At 70.9% G+C, this 20,432-nt stretch carries 18 protein-coding genes, 1 tRNA gene and 2 pseudogenes; 11 read left to right on the top strand and 10 right to left on the bottom strand.

The features are described 5' to 3' along the window. Positions 1-106: 106 nt before the first annotated feature. The gene (locus tag ACLBX8_RS26870; protein ID WP_447716092.1) at positions 107-1,429 is read right to left on the bottom strand and encodes an MFS transporter; all 1,323 of its coding nucleotides are present in this window, start codon (positions 1,427-1,429) and stop codon (positions 107-109) included. 307 nt (positions 1,430-1,736) lie between these two features. Between ACLBX8_RS26870 and ACLBX8_RS26865 the strand changes: the two genes are divergently transcribed. Continuing rightward, on the top strand, positions 1,737-2,744 hold the full coding sequence (locus ACLBX8_RS26865) for a LacI family DNA-binding transcriptional regulator (RefSeq protein WP_447716091.1): 1,008 nt from the start codon (positions 1,737-1,739) through the stop codon (positions 2,742-2,744). After that, complete coding sequence (gene otnC / locus ACLBX8_RS26860; protein WP_091927287.1) at positions 2,741-3,421, top strand: 3-oxo-tetronate 4-phosphate decarboxylase; 681 nt, start codon at positions 2,741-2,743, stop codon at positions 3,419-3,421. The genes ACLBX8_RS26865 and otnC overlap by 4 nt, the downstream gene beginning before the upstream one ends. Before the next feature lie 147 nt (positions 3,422-3,568). On the opposite strand, the gene glyS is transcribed toward otnC, so the two are convergent. The 3 genes from glyS to ACLBX8_RS26845 form a co-directional block, all read right to left on the bottom strand. Continuing rightward, on the bottom strand, positions 3,569-5,668 hold the full coding sequence (gene glyS / locus ACLBX8_RS26855; RefSeq protein WP_447716090.1) for a glycine--tRNA ligase subunit beta: 2,100 nt from the start codon (positions 5,666-5,668) through the stop codon (positions 3,569-3,571). 52 nt (positions 5,669-5,720) lie between these two features. Further along, entirely contained in the window at positions 5,721-6,164 is a 444-nt protein-coding gene (locus ACLBX8_RS26850; RefSeq protein WP_042671538.1) for a DUF3828 domain-containing protein, read from the bottom strand. A gap of 253 nt (positions 6,165-6,417) precedes the next feature. Beyond that, a complete protein-coding gene (locus tag ACLBX8_RS26845; RefSeq protein ID WP_042671539.1) occupies positions 6,418-7,326 on the bottom strand; it encodes a glycine--tRNA ligase subunit alpha in 909 nt (302 codons plus the stop codon). 176 nt (positions 7,327-7,502) lie between these two features. On the opposite strand from ACLBX8_RS26845, the gene ACLBX8_RS26840 reads away from it, so the two are divergent. Beyond that, the gene (locus ACLBX8_RS26840; RefSeq protein WP_091979781.1) at positions 7,503-7,952 is read left to right on the top strand and encodes a GNAT family N-acetyltransferase; all 450 of its coding nucleotides are present in this window, start codon (positions 7,503-7,505) and stop codon (positions 7,950-7,952) included. Positions 7,953-8,101: 149 nt separating this feature from the next. Next, positions 8,102-8,380: a hypothetical protein gene (locus ACLBX8_RS26835; protein ID WP_447716089.1), complete on the top strand. Its 279-nt coding sequence runs from the start codon at positions 8,102-8,104 to the stop codon at positions 8,378-8,380. A 15-nt stretch (positions 8,381-8,395) separates the two neighbouring features. Here ACLBX8_RS26835 and ACLBX8_RS26830 read toward each other — a convergent pair whose 3' ends face one another. The 4 genes from ACLBX8_RS26830 to ACLBX8_RS26815 all read right to left on the bottom strand — a co-directional run bounded on the left by ACLBX8_RS26830 (position 8,396) and on the right by ACLBX8_RS26815 (position 12,061). After that, positions 8,396-10,000, bottom strand: coding sequence for a Na+/H+ antiporter (locus ACLBX8_RS26830; RefSeq protein ID WP_447716088.1), 1,605 nt, complete (start codon positions 9,998-10,000; stop codon positions 8,396-8,398). A gap of 118 nt (positions 10,001-10,118) precedes the next feature. Next, positions 10,119-10,631: an MmcB family DNA repair protein gene (locus ACLBX8_RS26825; protein WP_056523543.1), complete on the bottom strand. Its 513-nt coding sequence runs from the start codon at positions 10,629-10,631 to the stop codon at positions 10,119-10,121. Between the two features lie 115 nt (positions 10,632-10,746). After that, positions 10,747-11,523 carry a cobalamin-binding protein gene (locus ACLBX8_RS26820; protein ID WP_234080966.1) on the bottom strand — a complete coding sequence of 259 codons (777 nt, stop codon included), beginning with the start codon at positions 11,521-11,523 and terminating at the stop codon, positions 10,747-10,749. 16 nt (positions 11,524-11,539) lie between these two features. Continuing rightward, positions 11,540-12,061: a DedA family protein gene (locus ACLBX8_RS26815; RefSeq protein WP_447716087.1), complete on the bottom strand. Its 522-nt coding sequence runs from the start codon at positions 12,059-12,061 to the stop codon at positions 11,540-11,542. 136 nt (positions 12,062-12,197) lie between these two features. Here ACLBX8_RS26815 and pdxY point away from each other — a divergent pair, with 136 nt between their 5' ends. The 6 genes from pdxY (at position 12,198) to ACLBX8_RS26785 (ending at position 18,505) form a co-directional block, all read left to right on the top strand. Further along, positions 12,198-13,046 carry a pyridoxal kinase PdxY gene (gene pdxY / locus ACLBX8_RS26810; protein WP_447716086.1) on the top strand — a complete coding sequence of 283 codons (849 nt, stop codon included), beginning with the start codon at positions 12,198-12,200 and terminating at the stop codon, positions 13,044-13,046. A gap of 57 nt (positions 13,047-13,103) precedes the next feature. Continuing rightward, entirely contained in the window at positions 13,104-13,988 is an 885-nt protein-coding gene (locus ACLBX8_RS26805; protein ID WP_447716085.1) for a PhzF family phenazine biosynthesis protein, read from the top strand. Continuing rightward, the gene (locus tag ACLBX8_RS26800) at positions 13,981-14,715 is read left to right on the top strand and encodes an NUDIX hydrolase (RefSeq protein WP_447716084.1); all 735 of its coding nucleotides are present in this window, start codon (positions 13,981-13,983) and stop codon (positions 14,713-14,715) included. Before ACLBX8_RS26805 ends, ACLBX8_RS26800 begins: the two co-directional genes overlap by 8 nt. 180 nt (positions 14,716-14,895) lie before the next feature. Then, positions 14,896-15,879, top strand: coding sequence for an ABC transporter substrate-binding protein (locus tag ACLBX8_RS26795; protein WP_447716083.1), 984 nt, complete (start codon positions 14,896-14,898; stop codon positions 15,877-15,879). Between the two features lie 124 nt (positions 15,880-16,003). Continuing rightward, entirely contained in the window at positions 16,004-18,274 is a 2,271-nt protein-coding gene (gene glgX, locus ACLBX8_RS26790; protein ID WP_354455125.1) for a glycogen debranching protein GlgX, read from the top strand. Between the two features lie 141 nt (positions 18,275-18,415). Continuing rightward, a tRNA-Ser gene (locus ACLBX8_RS26785) sits at positions 18,416-18,505 on the top strand. 175 nt (positions 18,506-18,680) lie between these two features. Here ACLBX8_RS26785 and ACLBX8_RS26780 read toward each other — a convergent pair. Beyond that, positions 18,681-19,872, bottom strand: a pseudogene (locus ACLBX8_RS26780) (IS3 family transposase). Positions 19,873-20,126: 254 nt separating this feature from the next. Here ACLBX8_RS26780 and ACLBX8_RS26775 point away from each other — a divergent pair. Next, a complete protein-coding gene (locus tag ACLBX8_RS26775) occupies positions 20,127-20,309 on the top strand; it encodes a hypothetical protein (RefSeq protein WP_100253569.1) in 183 nt (60 codons plus the stop codon). A gap of 15 nt (positions 20,310-20,324) precedes the next feature. On the opposite strand, the pseudogene ACLBX8_RS26770 reads toward ACLBX8_RS26775, so the two are convergent. Then, positions 20,325-20,432: pseudogene (locus ACLBX8_RS26770) on the bottom strand (IS5-like element ISMra2 family transposase); the annotation flags it as partial.

Below are 20,432 nucleotides of genomic sequence, written 5' to 3'. Positions count from 1 at the left end.
CGGGGACGGCTCCTGAAGCTGGGAAAGGGCGCCTCGGCGTCGCCGCTCGAAGCGCGGGTCCCCTCTCCCGTGCGGGAGAGGGGCTAAGTCGCGCCCGGATCAGAGGTCAGCGGTTGACCATCCGGGCGGGCGTCACGAACACGCAGACCGCGCCGACCACCAGCATGGCGGCGAGCGCGTAGAGGCCCGTGGCGGTGCTGCCGGTGGCATCCCGCAGGGCGCCGATCACGTAGGGGCTGACGAAGCCCGCGAGGTTCCCCACCGAGTTGATCAGCGCGATGCCGGCCGCCGCGCCCGCGCCGCTGAGGAACGCCGTGGGCAGCGACCAGAACAGGGGCGAGCAGGTCAGCACGCCGGCCGCCGCCACCGACAGCGCCGCGATGGCGAGCGTCGTCGAGCCGGCATTGGCCGAGACCACGAAGGCGACCGCGCCGATCAGCGCCGGGATGATCAGGTGCCAGCGGCGCTCGCGCATCCGGTCGGCGGAGCGGCCGAGCAGGACCATCACGATCGCCGCGCAGACGAACGGGATCGCGCTGATCAGGCCGATGTTGAAGTTGCCCTGTACGCCCGACGCCTTGACGATCGTCGGCATCCAGAAGGTCAGCCCGTACTGGCCGGTGACGAAGGCGAAGTAGATCAGGCTCATGAACCAGACGCGGCCGTTCCGGAACACGGTGGCGATGGAGTGCGGGCTGGACTCTTTGCCCTGGTTGTCGGCCGCGATGTCGCGCTCGAGGAGCTGCTTCTCGGCGTCGGTCAGCCACTTGGCCTCGGCGGGCCGATTGTCGAGGTAGAAGAACACCGCGAGGCCGATCAGCACCGCCGGCACCGCCTCGATCAGGAACATCCACTGCCAGCCGGACAGGCCGTGGGCGCCGTTGAACGCGTCCATGATCCAGCCGGAGAGCGGGTTGCCGAAGATTCCGGAGATCGGGATCGCCGCCATGAACACGGCGATCACCCGGGCCCGGCGATGGGCCGGGAACCACGAGGTCGTGTAGAGGATGACGCCCGGGTAGAATCCGGCCTCGGCGAGACCGAGGAGGAAGCGCATCCCGTAGAAGCTCCACTCGGAGTTCACGAACAGGAACGCCCCGGAGATCACCCCCCAGGTGATCATGATCCGGGCGATCCACACCCGGGCGCCGACCCGGTGCAGGATCACGTTCGAGGGCACCTCGAACAGGAAGTAGCCGAGGAAGAAGATGCCGGCGCCGAGGCCGTAGACCGTCTCGGAGAATTTCAGCTCCTGGGACATCTGGAGCTTGGCGAAGCCGACATTCACCCGGTCGAGATACGCCACGACGTAGCAGAGCATCAGGAACGGCACGAGGCGCCAGAACACCTTCGCGTAGGTGCGGTCGGCGAAAGACTTCTCGTCCGCGGGTGCGGTGGCGCCCCCGAGCGGGGCGGCTTGAACCGACATGGCGTACTCCCTGGTCCGGGCCGCACGGCTGCCGGACATTGCTCTTCACCGCTCGTCGGGCGGCGCTGGGGCGGTGCCATATCGCCTTTTGGCAGCGCTGCCAATCCGGTTGTGCGAGATAATGCAGGCCGCTATGTCAGTCGTGGATCGACGCGGACGGTCTTCCCATTCCTGCCTTATGCCGAGGTGCTGCAGCGTGGCGGAGGCCTCCTTCGGGGCTCGCTTCGCGGTCGTCTCAGGATGAGGGAAGGACGCCGGGAGGTTCGACGGGCGTCGTGAAAAAAAACCGCGCCGGGAGAGCGGGGCCATGGACGACATCCAGCCGCCGGGGCGGCTCGTCACCCTCACCGACGTCGCCCGCGAGGCCGGGGTCGGCGAGAGCACGGTCTCGCGGGTCCTGCGCAACCACGGCTCCTACTCCAAGCGCGCCGGCGAGCGGGTGGCGGAGGCGGTCGCCCGTCTCGGCTACGTTCCGAATCGCCTCGCCGGCAGCCTCGCCGGCCAGGGGGCGAGCGCGCGGCTCGTGGGGGTCGTCATCCCGTCGCTCGCCAACGTGGTCTTCCCCGACCTGCTGCGCGGCCTCACCGCCGCCCTCGACGCCGACGGCATCCCCTGCGTGATCGGGGTGAGCGACTACGACCCGGACCGGGAGGAGGCGCTGGCCGCCGCGCTCCTCTCCTGGCGGCCGGCGGCGCTGCTGCTCACCGGGCTGGAGCACAATCCCGGGACGGTGGCCCTGGCGAAGGCCGGGGGCGTGCGCGTGGTCGAGATGATCGACACGGATGGGGAGGGGATCGACGCCGTGGTCGGCTTCTCCAACCGGGCCGTGGGGGCGGCGAGCGCCCGCCACCTCGTGGCGCGCGGGTACCGGCGGATCGCCTATCTCGGCCACGACCTCGCGGTCGACCTGCGCGCGGGCAAGCGGCTCGCCGGGTTCGAGACCGCGCTCGGGCAGGCGGGTTTGGCGCTCCACGGCAAGGAGATCCGGACGGGACCGTCCTCGCCGGCCTCGGGCCGGGCCGGGCTGGAGGCGCTGCTGGCGCGCGTGCCCGATCTCGACGCGATCTACTTCTCCAACGACGACATGGCGCTCGGCGGCTACTTCGCCTGCCTGTCGGCGGGGCTGGCGGTGCCGGGACGGATCGCGCTGTTCGGCTTCAACGGGCTCGACTTCGCGGCGGCGATGCCGCAGCCCCTGTCGACGGTGCGCACGCCGCGCCTGGAGATCGGCCGTCAGGCCGCCGCCTGCCTGACCGGCGCAGGCCCGAGAAAAATCGATCTCGGATTCGAGCTGATCGAGGGAGCGACCGCATGAGCGACGAGAGCCGGCTGCGCGAGGAGATCTGCCGCTACGGCCGCTCGCTGTTCGAGCGCGGCCTGACGCCGGGCTCGTCCGGCAACATCTCGCTGCGCCTGCCCGACGGCGGCTGGCTGGTGACGCCGACCAACGCGTCGCTCGGGTTCCTCGACCCGGCGCGGATCTCGCGGCTGGACGATGCGGGGCGGCTGGTTTCCGGCGACAAGCCCACCAAGGAGATCCCGCTGCACAGCGCACTCTACGAGAGCCGGAACGAGGCGAAGGCCATCGTCCACCTGCACTCGACCCACGCGGTGGCGGTCTCGATGCTGCCGGAGGTCGACCCCAGGCAGGTGCTGCCGCCGCTGACGCCCTACTACCTGATGCGGACCGGCGGCACGGCGCTCGTGCCCTACTATCGCCCGGGCGACCCGGCCGTGGCGGACGCGATCCGGGGCTTGGCGGGAAAGTACAGCTCGGTGCTGCTCGCCAATCACGGCCCGGTGGTGGCTGGCGACAGCCTGGAGGGCGCGGTCTTCGCCACCGAGGAGCTGGAAGAGACCGCCAAGCTCTACCTGCTCCTGCGCAACCTCAACCCGCGGCAGCTGAGCCCCGGGCAGGTGGCCGATCTGGTGAGCCATTTCGGCCTGACCCTGCCGGAGCCGGACGACCATGCCGGCCACGATCACGGGTGAGGGCGGTGGGTCCGCTTTCCCATCAGACCCGCTCATCCTGAGGTGCGAGCGTACCGAGCCTCGAAGGAGCCCTCCTTCGAGGCCTCCGCGACGCTCCGGCACCTCAGGATGAGGGGGAAGTAGGATGGGGCTGCAGTGGTCCGCGCCTCACCCCTCGATCTTCGCGAACTCCGCAACTTCCCGCGTCGCGGCGCGCAGCGCGTTGAGCAGGGCCAAGCGGTTCTCGCGGAGCTTCGGGTCTGGGGCGTTGACGGTCACGTCCTGGAAGAACGCGTCGACCGGCGCGCGCAGCGTCGAGAGCGCCTGCATCGCCCCGGCGAAATCCTCGCGGGCGATGGACGCCGAGGCGGTCTCCCGCGCCTTCGCCAGGGCCTCGGCCAAGGCGCGCTCGGCCGGCTCACCCGCGGCAGCGAGAGCGGCGTCCGGCGCGGAATCGTAGGCGCGGCCGTCCTTCTTCTCCTCGATCCGCAGGATGTTGGCCGCACGCTTGTAGCCCGCGAGCAGGTTCTTGCCGTCCTCGGTGTCGAGGAACTGGCCGAGCGCCTCGACGCGGCGCACGACCATCAGCAGGTCGTCCTGGCCGGGGAGGGCGAAGACGGCGTCGATCAGGTCGTGGCGGGCGCCCTGGTCGCGGAGATAGACCTTCAGGCGGTCGGCGAGGAAGCCGAGGAGATCCCGCGCGTCGGCACCGGCCCGCCCGGCGAGGCCGCGATCCGCAGCGCCGACCTGCTCCAGCAGCCGCAGACGCAGGCCGCGGTCGAGGATCAGTCGGATCACGCCCAGCGCCGCTCGGCGCAGTGCGAACGGGTCCTTGCTGCCCGTGGGCTTCTCGTCGATCGCCCAGAAGCCCGCCAGCGTGTCGAGCTTGTCGGCGAGCGCCACCGCGATCGAGACCGGATCGGTCGGCACCCGGTCGGAGGGGCCGAGCGGCTTGTAGTGCTCCTCGATGGCCGCGCAGACGCTGTCGTGCTCGCCCTGGAGCGCCGCGTATTTCCGGCCCATCAGGCCCTGCAACTCGGGGAACTCGCCGACCATCTCGGTGACGAGGTCGGCCTTGGCGAGGCGCGCGGCGCGCTCGGCGAGCGCCGGGTCGGCCCCCACCAGCGGCGCGAGGTCCTTCGCCAAGGCGGCGATGCGGGCGATCCGCTCGCCCTGCGTCCCGAGCTTCTCATGGAAGACGATGCTGTCGAGCTTGGGCAGCCGGTCCTCCAGGCGGGTCGCCTTGTCGGTCTCCCAGAAGAACTTCGCGTCGGACAGGCGCGCCCGGACCACCCGCTCGTTGCCGGCGGTGATCGCTTGACCACCGTCGGTGGCGACGAGGTTCGAGACCAGGATGAAGGCCGGCGCCAAATCCTCCGAGCCGCCCTTGCGCAGAACGAAGCACTTCTGGTTCGCCCGGATGGTCGCCCGGATCGCCTCAGCGGGGATGTCGAGGAAGGACGCGTCGAACGAGCCCATCAGCACGACCGGCCATTCCACGAGGCCCGACACCTCCTCCAGCAGGCCCTCGTCCTCCACGAGGTCGAGGCCGCGGGCGAAGGCGAGGTCGCGGGCGTCGTGCAGGATCACGTCCTTGCGCCGGTCGGCGTCGAGGATGACCTTCGCGCGCTCCAGCGCCTGGATGTAGTCGTCGAACCGGCGCACCTCGATCGCCTCGGGGGCGAGGAAGCGGTGGCCGTAGGTCACGGTGCCGGCCGCGATCCCGGCGACCGAGACGGGGACCACCTCCGGCGTCTCCGTCTCGGGCCCGAAGGTCGCGACGATCGACTGCAGCGGGCGCACCCAGCGCAGCGAGCCCGGCTCGGCCGAGGCCGCGCCCCAGCGCATGGATTTCGGCCAGGGGAAGCTCTTGACGATCTCGGGCAGGAGCTCGGCCAGGACGTCCAGCGTCTCGCGGCCGGGCCGCTCGATCACCGCGAGGTAGAACTCGCCCTTCTTCGGGTCGGTGACGGTCGTGGCCTGATCGAGGCTCGTCAGGCCCGCGCCCTTCAGGAAGCCCTGGACGGCCGCCTCGGGCGCGCCGACCCGCGGGCCGCGGCGCTCCTCGCGCACGGCCTCGCCCCGGGCGGGCAGGCCGGCGATGTGGAGCGCCAAGCGGCGCGGCGTCGAGAACGCCCGGGCGCCCTCGTACAGAAAGCCGCGCGCCACCAGGGCGTCGGTGACGAGCTTCTTCAGATCCTCCGCCGCGCGCCGCTGCATGCGGGCGGGGATCTCTTCCGAGCGGAGTTCGAGCAGGAGGTCGGGCATGGGGCGGCCATATCGCCGCGCCGCACCCCTGTCGAGGGTCGGCGCGCGGGGCTCAGCGCGACTCGCCCTTGAGGATGGTCGAGAGCTGCCACTTCCGGTCGCCGATCGCGTGGGCGTCGGAGACCTTCCAGCCGCCGTCCTCGCGCACGAGGTCGTACACGATGACGTTGGCGCCGTTGCCGCCCTTGCGCTCGACCGTGACCTTCGCCTGGTCCTTGCCCTCGGTGGCCTCCTTGAAGGTCAGGTTCTTCACCGTGTCGGGCTTCAGGGGCTCGCCGTTCAGGCGGTAGTCGAAATCGAGGTTGCCGGTGGCGCCGTTGGCCTGCTTCGCGTCGGCGTCGAACAGGCCCTGCAGGCGCTTCGAGTACACGGAGGAGTGATTCGGGTGCGGCTCGGCGTAGAGCTTCTTCACCGTGGCCTCAGGCCCAGGATCGGCCGCCAGCGCGGGGGCGAGGCCGAATCCGAGGAGGCTGAGGGCGAGGATCGTCTTCTTCATTGGGCATGTCCCGCGTCTGCGGACGCGCCGAGGCGCGCCGGTTGGCGGGGGTTGCAACGCGCGAGGGCTCAAGGGGCTCCGCGATGGGGCTCCCTCCGTCATCGCGAGCGCAGCGAAGCGACCCAGGGCGTCGGGACGTCTGGCAGCGAGGCGCGACCCTGGATTGCTTCGCTGCGCTCGCAAGGACGGCGGCGCATCTGGGCACTCCGGACTGCCTCTTCCGCAGCCGTCTGGTCGAGCGCCAGCGCCGACCTCACGCCCCGCCGGCGGCGGTCCTCAACCACGCCGCGCCGCAGGCCTTGGCCAGTTCGCGCACGCGGAGGATGTAGCTCTGGCGCTCCGTCACCGAGATCACGCCGCGCGCGTCGAGCAGGTTGAACACGTGGCTCGCCTTGATGCACTGGTCGTAGGCCGGCTGCGCCATGCGGTGGCGTTCACCCTCCGCGTCCGGCGCGCCGGCCGCGAGGTAGGATCGGCAGGCGGCCTCCGCGTCGGTGAACTGGCGGAACAGCATCGCGGTGTCAGCCGCCTCGAAGTTGTGGCGGGAGTACTCCTGCTCGGCCTGCAGGAACACGTCCCCGTAGGTGATCCGGTCGGCGCCCTCGGCGCCGTTGAAGTCCAGGTCGTAGACGTTCTCGACGCCCTGGACGTACATGGCGAGCCGCTCCAGCCCGTAGGTCAGCTCGCCCGCCACCGGCGCGCACTCGAAGCCCGCCACCTGCTGGAAATAGGTGAACTGGCTGACCTCCATCCCGTCGCACCAGCACTCCCAGCCAAGGCCCCAGGCGCCCAGGGTCGGGCTCTCCCAGTCGTCCTCGACGAAGCGGATGTCGTGGAGCTTCAGGTCGACGCCGATGGCGGCGAGCGAGGCGAGGTAGAGCTCCTGCAGGTTCGGCGGGTTCGGCTTCAGGATGACCTGGAACTGGTAATAGTGCTGGAGCCGGTTCGGGTTCTCGCCGTAGCGGCCGTCCTTGGGCCGGCGCGAGGGCTGGACGTAGGCCGCCTTCCAGGGCTTCGGGCCGAGTGCCCGCAGGGTCGTGGCCGGATGGAACGTACCGGCACCGACCTCCATGTCGTAGGGCTGGAGGATCACGCAGCCCTGCGCCGCCCAGAATTCCTGAAGCGTCAGGATCAGACCCTGGAAGGATTTTTTCTCGGACATCGGTCTCGGCGGCTCGGGATCGCGCGGCGGCTGGGGCCGCCGGCGGGCCGGTTTAGGTGCGGGCGGCCGGGGGTGCAAGGCGAAGGGTGTCGACCGAGGGGGCGCGGCGCCGGCAGCCCGGGTTGCCTCTGCGGTGCCGATGATGGTCCGCTGGCTGCGCACCCACGGAGAGAATCATGGATCCTGACCTCGCGATCCGCCCGATCGGCCCCGGCGACCGGGACGCCTGGCTGCCGCTCTGGCGGGGCTACCAGTCCTTCTACAAGGTCGACCTGTCGGACACGGTCACCGACACGACCTGGCAGCGCCTCAACGATCCGGCCGAACCGGTGGACGGTGCCCTGGCGTGGCGCGGTGCCGAGGCGGTCGGCCTCGTCCACCACATCCGCCACCGCTCGGCCTGGACGATCGGCGACTACTGCTACCTCCAGGACCTGTTCGTGGCGGACGGCACGCGCGGGCTCGGGATCGGCCGTCGGCTGATCGAGCACGTCTACGCGGCCGCGCAGGCCGCCGGCTGCTCCCGCGTCCACTGGCTGACGCACGAGACCAACGCGGACGCGATGCAGCTCTACGACCGGATCGCCGAGAAGTCGGGCTTCGTTCAGTACCGCAGGATCTTCTGAGCGCCGGCGCCCGACGTGCGCCGGGACACCCAAGCGTGGCGGTTTTTGGGCGATAAACCGGAACCGCCGAGCTGACGGCCAAGTTATCAGCGCAACAGGGGATCTCGGCACCTCAGCGCTGCCGAATACAGAACGTCGGACGACCCGTCATGTACAATGCTCGCACCCGCACCAGCTTCGGCCGCAAGAACATCGCCGTCTTCGCCGCGCTCGCCATCTCGTCGCTGGCCGCCACGCCCTTCGTGATGAGCGCCAGCCGTGCGCTCGCCACTTCCGAAGACCAGCCGGTGGCCGCCACCCTGCGGGTCGAGCCGGTAGAGGTCGCCCCCGTGGCGGCCGCGCCGAAGGCTGAGGGAAGCTGCCTGCGCAAGGTCCGGGTGGTCTACAGCGGCTACGGCCAGCCGGCGGACGGCTGCGCGGCCCACTGACGGCCGCGCCTCAGGTCAGCCGTGGGCCGGCGCGGTCCCGGCCAGACGCTTGAGATGGAGCTCCTCCAGGTCGATCTCCGTCTCCAGCTGCCGCAGCACCGAGCTGTGGATCCGGTTCTGCCGGTGCAGGTCGATCAGGGCCGACCGGCCTGAGCGCACGGCGAGCAGGGCGGCGGCGAAGTGCTCGGTCTTCTCGGCCTCCAGCGCCGCCCGCTCGTCGCGGTCCCGCGAGGCCGCCCGCACCCGGCGGCGGTACTCCTCCACGAGGCGCGGGTGCTTCAGCGCCCCGGTCTCGGCGAACACCAAGCCCTGTAGGGCGGCGAGCCCGGCCTCGTTCACGACGACGCGGGCCATCGGCGCGTCGAGGTGGCCCTCGGGGAGGTGCGCCGCGGGGTCGAGGCGGAGGCTGCGGATCAGCGGCCCCAGGGTCGTGCCCTGCACGAGCACGGTGAACAGGATCACCGCGAAGGCCGCGACCAAGATCGCGTCGCGGCCGGGGAAATCCACCGGCAGAGCCAAGGCGGCCGCCAGTGTGACGACCCCGCGCATGCCGGCCCACCCGACGATCAGCGGAACGGCCGGGTTCGGGGCGGGCTCCTGCGCGCGGACCCGCGGCGACAGGAGCCGCCGCAGGTAGACGGCCGGGAACACCCAGAGCAGACGGGCGACGACGCAGGTCGCCGTGACGGCGAGCGCCAACGGCAGCTCCGCCGCGAGCGCGCCCATCTGGCCGCCGGTCCGGGCCAGCACGCCGCGGAGCGCCAAGCCGATCAGCACGAAGACCAGGGCCTCCAGCACGAAGACCACGAATTCCCACACCGCCACGGAATGGCGGCGGGCATGCGCGTCGAAGGTCTCGTGCTCCCGGCCGCCCATCATCAGGCCGCAAGCGACCACGGCCAGGACGCCGGAGGCGTGGATCTCCTCGGCCGCGAGGTAGGCGACGTAGGCGGCGAGGAAGGTCAGCACCGTGATGGCGTTCGCGTCGTGCATCCGGCGCATCACCAGGGTCACCGCCACCCCGCACGCGATCCCGACCGCGACACCCGCCACCGCGAGCCACGCGAAGCTGCCGGCCGCCGCCCAGGCGCTGAAGGTGCCGGTGAGCGCCGCCGCCACCGCGAAGCGGTAGAGCACGAGGCCCGAGGCATCGTTCACGAGGCTCTCGCCCTCCAAGACCGTGATCATCCGGCGGGGCAGGGTGACGCGGGCCAGCACCGCCTTGGCGGCCACCGCGTCCGGCGGCGAGACGATGGCGCCGAGGGCGAAGCAGGCGGCCCAGGGCAGGGACGGCACCACCGCGTGGGCGACGAGCCCGACCACGAGGGTCGTGAACAGGACCGCACCGAGGGACAGGGACAGGATCGGGCCGAGGCTCGCCCGGAAGTCGCGCCAGACGGTGAAGTAGGCGGATTCGAGCAGGAGCGGCGGCAGGAACAGGACCATGATCAGGTCCGGATCGAGATCGAAGGCCGGCAGGCCCGGCACCACCGCCAGCGTCATGCCGCCGACGACGAGGGCGGCGGCCGGCGGGAAACCGAGGCGCCCGGCCGCCAGCGACAGCAGCAGGGCCGCGCCGAGGAGACCGAGGATCAGCTCGAACAGGGCGACGGATGTCATCGGTGGATCGGGCCCGGCGCCGGAGGCCCGGCAAGCGCGGCCGTTCTAGGACGTTTCCCGGTCGGATGAATACCGCGTCGGCCGAAGGTTCGCCGAGGGTCGCGGTGCGGGCCGCGCCCTAGAGAGCCCCTTCCCGCACGGCGCCCGGGTCGGCCAGCGCGTGCAGGATGCGCGCGGCGCTGTGGGCGAAGCGCAGCGTCACGGCCTTGCGGCGGGCGCCGCTCAGCGGGTGCTCGGGCGGCTCGCGCAGGATCCCGGCCCCGTAGGCGTCGGCGACGATCAGGCCGCACTCTTCCGGGATCAGCGACTCGGGCACGTCCTCGGGGATGGCGAAGAAAAACCGGTCGCAGAAGTCGCGGTAATCCGGCCATTTCCGGTCGGCGCGGAAATCGGCCACGCTCGACTTGATCTCCACGATGGTGAGCTTGCCGGCGCCGCAGAGCGCGATCACGTCGGCGCGGCGGCCGTTGACGAGGGAGAATTCCGGCAGGGTGACGCAGCCCATCTCGGAGAACAGCCGGCGCACGCCGCGCTGGATGCGCAGGGCCGTGGGCGATTGCCGCCGGTCGGGCGGCAGCAGCGCCTCGACGGCCGGGGGCGCGGAATCGGGAAGGCCGAGGGAAGCGGACATCGAGCTCGGGGGATGCGTCTGCGGGTGCGTCTGTACCGAATCCGGACATCCTGCCAAGTCGCGCCCGGTCCGTCACCTGCGGCGCGGCATCGCCCCACGCATCACCCCGGGGCGATCACCCGAGGCAGGCCCGGATCGCGTCGAACCCGTCGGTGAGGGCGGCCGGGCCGGGCTGCAGGATCAGCGGCGACTTGATCTCGTGGATGCGCCCGTCGCGCACCGCCGGGATCGCCGCCCAGCCGGGTCGGGACCGGATGCGCTCGACATTGACCCGCTTGCCGCACCACGAGGCGAGGATCACGTCGGGCGCGGCCGCGATCACCTGCTCGGCGGTGACGATCCGGTCCTTCGCGGCCGGCTGGCGGCTCAGCTCCGGGAAGACGTCCCGCCCGCCCGCGAGGCCGATCAGGTCCGAGACCCAGCCGATGCCGGAGATCATCGGCGCGTCCCACTCCTCGAAGTAGACGCGCGGGGGCGGCCGCTCCCGGACCGAGGCGGCGGCCGCGGCCAGCCGCGCTTCGAGGCCCGCCGCCAGGGTCTCGGCCCGCTCCGGCAGGCCCACGAGGGCCCCGAGCGTGCGCACCATCGCGAGGCAGCCCGCCACGTCGCGCTGGTTGAACAGGTGGACCGCCACGCCCGCCCGGGCGAGGTCGGCGACGATGCCGGCCTGGAGGTCCGAGAAGGCCAGGACGAGGTCCGGCGCCAGCGCCAGGATCTTCGGGATGTCCGCACTGGTGAAGGCCGAGACGCGCGGCTTCTCCCGGCGGACCCGGGGCGGACGCACCGCGTAGCCCGAGACGCCGACGATCCTGTCCTCCGCGCCCAGGAGGTACAGGGTCTCGACCGTCTCCTCGGTGAGGCAGACGATCCGCTCGGGCGGGAAGCGGCGCATCAGCGGTCGCGCCGCATCATCGGTCGAGCCACGTCAGCAGCCCGGCCCCGGGGGCCAGCAGCACGAAGGCCCAGATCAGGGCGGAGGCGACGTTGGCCAGCTGGAACGGCAGCCGCGCCAGGCCGAGGATGCCGGCGAAGAGGGGGACCAGGGCGCGGGCCGGCCCGAAGAAGCGCCCCAGAGCCACCGCGGCGATGCCCCAGCGGCCGATGAAGGCCTCGGCCTTGGCCATGAGCTCGGGATAGCGCCGCAGCGGCCACTTGGTCTTCGCCCCCGGCCCGAGCCAGCGCCCGGCCTCGTACGAGATCCAGTCTCCGAGGGCGGCCCCCAGCGCCGCGGCGATCACCACCGGCCAGAACGGGATGTCGGCGCCGCCGACGAGGGCCCCGATACCGACCAGGATCACGGTCGCCGGGACGAACAGCGACAGGATCGCGATCGATTCGCAGAAGGCGAGGCCGCCGGCGATGACGGGCGTCCAGGCCTTGTGCGCCTCCATGAAGGCGAGGGTCGAGGTGCGCAGGGCTTCGATGTCCATGGGGCTCCGAACGGGGCTCGGGGGATGGGAGAAGGGTCGGTCCCATCTGAGGCGCGCGGGGGAGGGCGGCAAGGGACAGGGGTGCGGCCGGCGCCGGAACCGGCTAACCGTAGCGGGACAACGAGCGAGTCCCGCGTTGAACGTCCTGTCGATCCAGTCCCACGTCGCCTACGGCCATGTCGGCAACGCCTCGGCGGTGTTCCCGATGCAGCGGCTCGGGGTCGAGGTCTGGCCGGTGCACACGGTGCAGTTCTCAAACCACACCGGCTACGGCGCGTGGCGCGGCCCCGTCTTCGACGCGGCGATGATCCGCGAGGTGGTGCGCGGCATCGGCGAGCGCGGGGTCCTGGGCCGCTGCGACGCGGTCCTGTCGGGCTACATGGGCTCGGCGGAGATCGGCGCCGCGATCCTGGAGGCGGTGGACGCCGTGCGCGCGGCGAACCCGCGGGCGCTCTACTGCTGCGACCCGGTGATCGGCGACGTCGAGGAGGGCGTCTACGTGCGGCCCGGCATCGAGGCGTTCCTGCGCGAGCGCGCTGTCCCGGCCGCCGACATCCTTACCCCCAACCAGTTCGAGCTCGGCCTGCTCACCGGCCTGCCGAGCGGCACCCTGGCGGAGGCCGGGGCCGCGATCGCGGCGCTCCGGGCGCGTGGGCCGCGGGTGGTCCTGGTCACCTCGGCGCTCTGCGCCGACACGCCCGCCGACAGCATCGACCTGCTCGCGGGCGCGGAGGGGCGGGTGTTCCGGGTCCGGACGCCGCGGCTCGCCATCGCGGTGAACGGGGCCGGCGACTGCATCGCGGCGCTGTTCCTGGTGCATTACGCCTGGACCGGCTCGGCCGAGGCGGCGCTGGGCGCGGCGGCGGCCTCGATCTACGGGCTGCTCAAGCGCACCGCCGAGGCGGGATCGCGGGAGATCCTGACGGTCGCCGCGCAGGAGGAGTACGTGAACCCGAGCGCGCGGTTTCCGGTCGAGGCGGTCTGAGGCGCCCCTGGCAAACCGCTCCGTCCAAGTCCGCATAGAGCAGCAAGGATCGACACGATGGCGCGCCGCTTCGTCACCCTGGACGTGTTCACCGAGCGCAGGCTCGCCGGCAATCCCCTGGCCGTGGTGCTCGACGCGGAGGGGCTCGACACCGCCGCCATGCAGGCCATCGCGCGGGAGTTCAACCTGTCGGAGACGGTCTTCGTCCTCCCACCGACGGAGGCCCGGCACCGGGCGTCGCTGCGCATCTTCACCCCCGCCCGGGAGCTTCCCTTCGCCGGCCACCCGACCGTGGGCACCGCCGTGCTCCTGGCGTTGCAGGACCCGACCCGGGGCGACGCCCGCGCCTTCGGCCTGGAGGAGGGGATCGGCATCGTCCCCTGCGTGGTCGAGACCCTCGCGGACGGGACCGGCGGCCGGGCCCGGTTCCGCCTCCCGGTCCTGCCGGACTACCTCGGTCCCGGGCCGGAGCCCGCGGTGCTGGCACCGCTGCTGGGCCTCGAGCCCGGGGACATCGGCACCGGCCGGCACGTGCCGAGCCGCCACGGCGTGGGGCCGACCTTCACCTGCGTGCCGGTCGCGTCGGTGGCCGCCCTCGACGCCGCCCGGACGGCCCAGGCACCCGATCCGGCCGACGGGCTCTACCTCTACACCCCAGATCCCGAGGGCACCGGCCAGCGCTGGCGCGTCCGCATGTTCGCGCCGAATGTCGGCGTCCCGGAGGATCCCGCCACCGGCTCGGCGGCCTCCGCCTTCTCGGGGGTGCTGATGCAGTTCGAGGCGCTGGGCGACGGCACCCACGACGTGGCGATCCGCCAGGGCGAGGCGATGGGTCGGCCGAGCGACATCGCGCTCCAGCTCACGATCGCGGCCGGCGCCCTGCAGGGCGTCGAGATCGGCGGCGCCGCGGTGATCCTGTCGGACGGCACCCTGCATGTCTGACGGTTACTCTGACGGCGTCTCCGACGGTTTCCGGATCACCCGCGTCGCGGACGTGGCGGCGCGGTTCGTGGAGCACGATTGGGCCTTCCCCCGGGCCCACGCGGCCGCCATCGCGGCCCATTGGCAGGCCCGGCTGCAGCGCAGCCCCGGCATGTTCGACGGGACCGTCCTGCTGTGCTGCGACCACACCGTCGCCGACGGGGTCGCCCGCCTCGACCTGTTCACGACGCGCTACGCGACCTTCACCTACTACCGGGACAGGCCTCACGCAGAGGCCCGCATCGCCAACGCCTTCGCGGCGATCGTGCCCTGGACGGCGGACGGTGCCGTCCTGCTCGGCGAGATGGGCGCCCACACGGCCAATGCCGGCCAGCTCTACTTCCCCTGCGGCACCCCGGATCCGGACGACGTGCGCGGCGCGCGGGTCGATCTCACCGGCAGCGCCGCCCGGGAACTCGCCGAGGAGACCGGCCTCGCGCTGCCGGACGAGGCCGAAACGGAATGGGTGCTGCTGGAGGGAGAGGGCCAGCTCGCCTTCCTCCGGCCGGTGCGCTTCCCCGAGCCGGCCGCGAGGATCGTGGCGCGCATCGCCGACCATCTCGGCGCCGAGGCGGAGCCGGAACTCGCCCGGATGCACGTGGTGCGGGGCCGCGAGGACATCGATCCCGCGCGGATGCCGGGCTTCGTGCGGGCCTACCTAGCGGACGCGTTCCCGCCCGCCCGCTGACCGGCGCGGCGCGCGGGGAAAGACATTCGTCTCCCCGCGGAGGTCGGCCGGATGTCGTATCGTTTGCCGACCGCGAGCAATACAGATTTCCGTTTCATTGACCGCCCTTGCGGCAAGCATAAACTCGAATTCCCACCGAACAGCCCCGCACAAAGCGGGCAGCGTATCCCGGCAGGCCCCATGTTCATCCGATCTCACTTGCGGCCCGGTGGCCGCCGGCTCGCCGGGGCGCGGCTCGCGACCGCACTGACGCTGGCCACCGTCACGCTGGCCGCAGTGGCCGCCCGTGCGGAAGAGGTCGTCCTGCGGGTCGGCGACCAGAAGGGTGGGAACCGGTCGCTCCTGGAGATCGCCGGCTACGCGAAGGATCTGCCCTACCGGATCGCGTGGTCGGAATTTCCCGCCGCCGCGCCGATCCTGGAGGCGCTCAACGCCGGCGCCCTCGATGTCGGCTACACCGGCGACCTCTCCTTCCTCACCGTCGTCGCGGCCGGGGCACCGATCAAGGCGATCGGCGGCACCAAGTCCGATCCCCGGACGCAGGCGATCCTGGTCCGCGCGGATTCGCCGATCCGCTCGGCCGCGGATCTGAGGGGAAAGCGGCTCGCCGGCACCCGCGGCGGCTGGGGCCAGTTCCTGATCAGCGCGACGCTGGAGAAGGCCGGGATCGCGCCGTCCGAGGCCACCTTCGCGCCGCTCAACCCGGTCGACGCCAAGGTCGCGCTGATGGCCGGCTCGGTGGATGCCTGGGCGGTCTGGGAGCCCTACGTCGCGTTCGCGACGCTCAAGGACAAGGCACGGCCGATCGCGGACGGCGCGGGCCTCACGCCGACCATCACCTTCATCGTCGCCTCAGACAGCGCCATCGCCACCAAGCGGGCGGTGCTGCAGGACTTCCTGAGCCGCCTGAACCGGGCGCGGCTCTGGTCGCTGGACCATCTGGACGCCTACGCCCGGAACACGGCCGCGCTGACCAAGATACCGGAGGACGTCCTGCGCGCGGCCTACACGGCGCAGCGGACGCGCCCGATCGCGCTCGACGAGGGCGTCGTGAAGGAGATGCAAGACGCCTCGGACCGGGCGACGCGGTACGGCATCCTGTCGAAGACGCTCGACGTCGGCCGGGCCTTGGACCGGAGCTTCACGGAAGCGGCCTCGAACTGAGCGGTGCACGGTCGTCACGCCCCGCGATTTTTGCGGCACTGCGGGAGCTTCGCTGTTTCCGGCACGTTCACCAGGGGCTCCCCGCAGCGGCACGTGGCCGGGCGGGTCGCGTTCCGGAGTGTCCATGTCCGATTCCCGTCGTCCCGCATCGCAGGCCCGCGCGACCCGCTCGCGCATCCAGGAAGGCCAACCCTATCCCCTCGGCGCCACCTGGGACGGGCTCGGGGTCAATTTCGCGCTGTTCTCGGCCCACGCCACCAAGGTCGAGCTCTGCCTGTTCGACGACCAGGGCGAGCAAGAGATCGAGCGCATCGAGCTGCCCGAGTACACGGACGAGATCTGGCACGGCTACCTGCCCGACGCGCGCCCCGGCACGATCTACGGCTACCGCGTCCACGGCCCCTACGAGCCGAAGGCCGGCCACCGGTTCAACCCCAACAAGCTGCTGATCGACCCCTACGCCAAGGGGCTCGTCGGCTCGATCACCTGGAACCCGGCCCTGTTCGGCTACCAGATGGAGACGGGTGACGACCTGACCTTCGACGAGCGCGACAGCGCCCCCTACACGCGCCGCTCCCGCGTCATCGACCCGGCCTTCACCTGGGGACGGCACCGCAAGCCGCTGATCCCCTGGGAGAAGACCATCGTGTACGAGGCCCACGTGAAGGGCATGACCAAGCTCGACCCGCGGGTGCCGGAGAAGCTGCGCGGCACCTATGCCGGCCTCGGCACCCGAGACGTGCTCGACTACATCAAGAGCCTCGGCGTCACCTCGGTGGAGCTGCTGCCGGTCCACGCCTTCGTGCAGGACGACTACCTGCAGCAGAAGGACCTGGTGAATTACTGGGGCTACAACACGATCTCGTTCTTCACCCCCGCGCGGCGCTACGCGGCGGTGCCGGATTTCGCCTTCTCCGAGTTCAAGGAGATGGTCTCGCGCTTCCACGGCGCCGGCCTCGAGGTGATCCTCGACGTGGTCTACAACCACACCGCCGAGGGCAACGAGAAGGGCCCGACCCTGTCGTTCAAGGGCGTCGACAACGCCTCCTACTACCGGCTTCTGCCGAACGAGCCGCGCTACTACATCAACGACACGGGCACCGGGAACACCTTCAACCTGTCGCACCCGCGGGTGCTGCAGCTCGTGACCGATTCCCTGCGCTACTGGGCGCAGGAGATGCAGGTCGACGGGTTCCGCTTCGACCTCGCGACGATCCTCGGCCGCGAGCCCTACGGCTTCGACGAGGGCGGCGGCTTCCTCGACACCTGCCGGCAGGACCCGGTGCTCAACAACGTCAAGCTGATCGCCGAGCCGTGGGATTGCGGCCCGGGCGGCTACCAGGTCGGCGGCTTCCCGCCCGGCTGGGCCGAGTGGAACGACCGGTTCCGCGACGACGTCCGCGCCTACTGGAAGGGCGACGGCGGCCTGCTGCCGGACCTGGCGGCGCGGGTCTCGGGCTCGGCCGACAAGTTCAACAAGCGCGGGCGCAAGCCCTGGGCCTCGGTGAACTTCCTCACCGCCCACGACGGCTTCACCCTGCACGACACGGTCTCGTACAACGACAAGCACAACGAGGCGAACGGCGAGGGCAACCGCGACGGCCACTCGCACAACCTATCGTACAATTACGGGGTAGAGGGCCCGACGGACGATCCCGAGATCAGGGCGGTGCGCCTGCGCCAGATGCGCAACATGCTGGCGACCCTGTTCCTGTCCCGCGGCACGCCGATGCTGCTCGCCGGCGACGAGTTCGCTCGGACCCAGAAGGGCAACAACAACGCCTACTGCCAGGACAACGAGGTCTCGTGGCTCGACTGGGGGGCGATCGGCGACGAGGAGCGGGATCTCGCCGAGTTCACCCAGCGCCTGATCATCCTGCGCAACGCCCTGCCGATCCTGAGCCGCGGGCGGTTTCTCACCGGCCAGTACGACGAGGAGTTCGGCGTCAAGGATGTGACGTGGCTGCGGCCGGACGGCAGCGAGATGGCCGGCGAGAACTGGTCGGACGGCGAGGCCCGGGCCTTCGCGGTCCAGCTCGACGGGCGCGCCCAGGCCACCGGCCTGCACCGCCGCGGCGGCGACGCGACGCTGCTGATCATGTTCAACGCCTACCACGACCTCGTGACGTTCACGCTGCCGGAATCGGTCGGCGGCGTGGCCTGGACGCGGCTCCTCGACACCAACCTGCCCGACAGCCAGGACGTGGAGAGCTTCAAGTTCGGCTCCGGCTACGACGTGACCGGGCGCTCGCTCCTGATGTTCGTGCTGAAGCCCGAGGACAGCCCCGGCGTCGAGGACAACGCCATGGAGCGCTCTTACCAGCATGTGATGCAGGCCTTCGAGCGGGCGAACGTGGAGCATGTCCGCTTCCACCTCGACGATGCCGAGGGGTGAGAGACGCGGCCGGGCGGTTTTCGCACCGCCCGGCCGTCTGCGCCTTGCGCCGGACGGCGCACCCGGCTAACAGCACGGCACCGCGCGGCCCTGGCCGCGCCCGGCACGCCGCATGCGCGCCCGGGTGCCCGGTTCGCGGACGGAGGGGTGGCCGAGTGGTTGAAGGCGCACGCCTGGAAAGTGTGTATACCGGAAACGGTATCGCGGGTTCGAATCCCGCTCCCTCCGCCAACCTCCTATAAATCACTGTCAATAAACGGTTTTTAGCTCTCGCTCCAAACCCGCGTGGTGACACAGCGTCACCATGGCTGTTTATGAGCGAGGCCAACGGTGCGCCGGGCGGAGTACCTACAATGTCGCCGCGGGCACTGGTACGTGCAGCTTAGGGTCCAGCCTGACCTGACCGTTATTTTGGACCGAGCCGATTGCGAGACTTCTGCATGGTGGCGGCCATGGGGAGCCGGAAGGCCAGATCTGGGAAGCTGACAGGCGCAGGTGGCCGATAGCCAATCGACGAATGCGGTCAGACGCGGCTGTAGGTGGATTGCCATAGACCAATTACGATCTGCGCCTCCTTCAGTGAGTAGAAAATTTCTTGGCGTAGGCACTCGTCGCGCAGCCTACCGTTGAAGCTCTCACAGTACCCGTTCTCCCACGGCGAACCGGGTGCGATGTACTGAATCTGTGGCCCCGTCTTGGCGACCCACTGGCGCAGCGCCTTCGAGATCATCTCGGGGCCGTTATCGCAGCGGATGAGCTCCGGGATGCCGTGCAGGCACATCGCATCGGCCGGCGTCTCGATCACACCTACGCTGTTGATGCGTCGGGCCACCTTCAGCGCCAGGCATGTCCGACTGTGCTCGTCGATCAGCGTCAGGATGCGCAGGCTCCGCCCGTCGTGTGTCTGCGCCTGCACGAAGTCGAAGCTCCACACATGGTTGCGGCGGAGCGGCCGTAGTCGCACGCATGAGCCGTCGTTCAGCCAGAGACGGCCGCGCGGCCGGTGCTCCTGGGGGACCTTCAGCCCCTCGCGGCGCCAGATGCCCTCATCCTGAGGTTCTCGAAGGATGAACCCAATCCTTGCCCCACCGGCCAGCCGTCTGCCTGCAGCAGCGCGGTGACACGGCGGTATCTGTCGCGCCCGTACTCGGACGCCAGGGCCATGATGGCGCGGGTCAGCTCATCCTCGTCCGCCAACAAGGTCGGCACGTAGCGTTGCGTGCCGCGGTGCTGACCGACGATCCGGCAGGCGTGACGTTCCGAGAGGCCGTAGTTCTCCCGGATGCCGTCGACCGTCTGCCGGAGCCGCTCGGGGGCTACAAGTTTCCCGAGGCGACGTCCGCCAGTACCTGTTTCTTCAAGGATAGATCGGCTACCAGCCGCCGCAGCCGCGCGTTCTCACGCTCCAGGTCCTTCATCTTCCTGGCCTGGTCGACTTGGAGGCCGCCGTAATCCTTGCGCCAGCGTGAGTCGCTCTGCTCAGAGATCTCCGCCCCCTCGCACGCCAGCGCCAAGCTTTTGCCTGGTGCCGTCTGCACCTCGATTTGGCGCAGCTTCAGCACGACCTGCTCCGCGCTCGTCTTCTGACCTCGCCGCATGTCCGACGCCTTCGGTCCTGGCTGATCCTCTCAATCAGCCCGGTCCAAAGCCAGCCGGTCAGGTCACTGCGCGGGGCCGTCGTGCATCTGGTCAGGGCGAAACCTCCCAGCAGGCGGATGAGGCCTACATCGAGACATGCGTCCACCCAGACGCTCGCCGGCGCGCCGGCCTCACAACCGCGCGCGCCGTCCTGGCGGAGACACGGCGGTAACCATTCGGGCGCATGACCCTCGCAGGAAGCCGCGGAGCCGTCATGACCAGCCACCGACCGACGATGCCCCGCCCGCCGACAGCGTCGCCCCGCATCCTGGAGACGACGATCCTCGCCGCGCGGATCGCCGCACTCGTGGCCTGGGATGCCGGCGCGGCGATGACCCGGGCCGCCGCGGCGCCGGAGTCCCATCCGCCGGTGATCCGGATGCCGCTCGCCGCCTAGGGCGTCTCTGCAAAGTCATCTGAGCCAGAGCATGGTCATGCCGAGCGTGACCATGGCGAGGTAGTTCGCGGCTCGCTTCTCGTAGCGGGTGGCGATGCGGCGATACTGCTTGAGCCGGCCGAT

The sequence above is a fragment of the Methylobacterium sp. D48H genome, from assembly GCF_053345715.1.
This window is presented reverse-complemented; position numbering and strand designations above follow the sequence as displayed.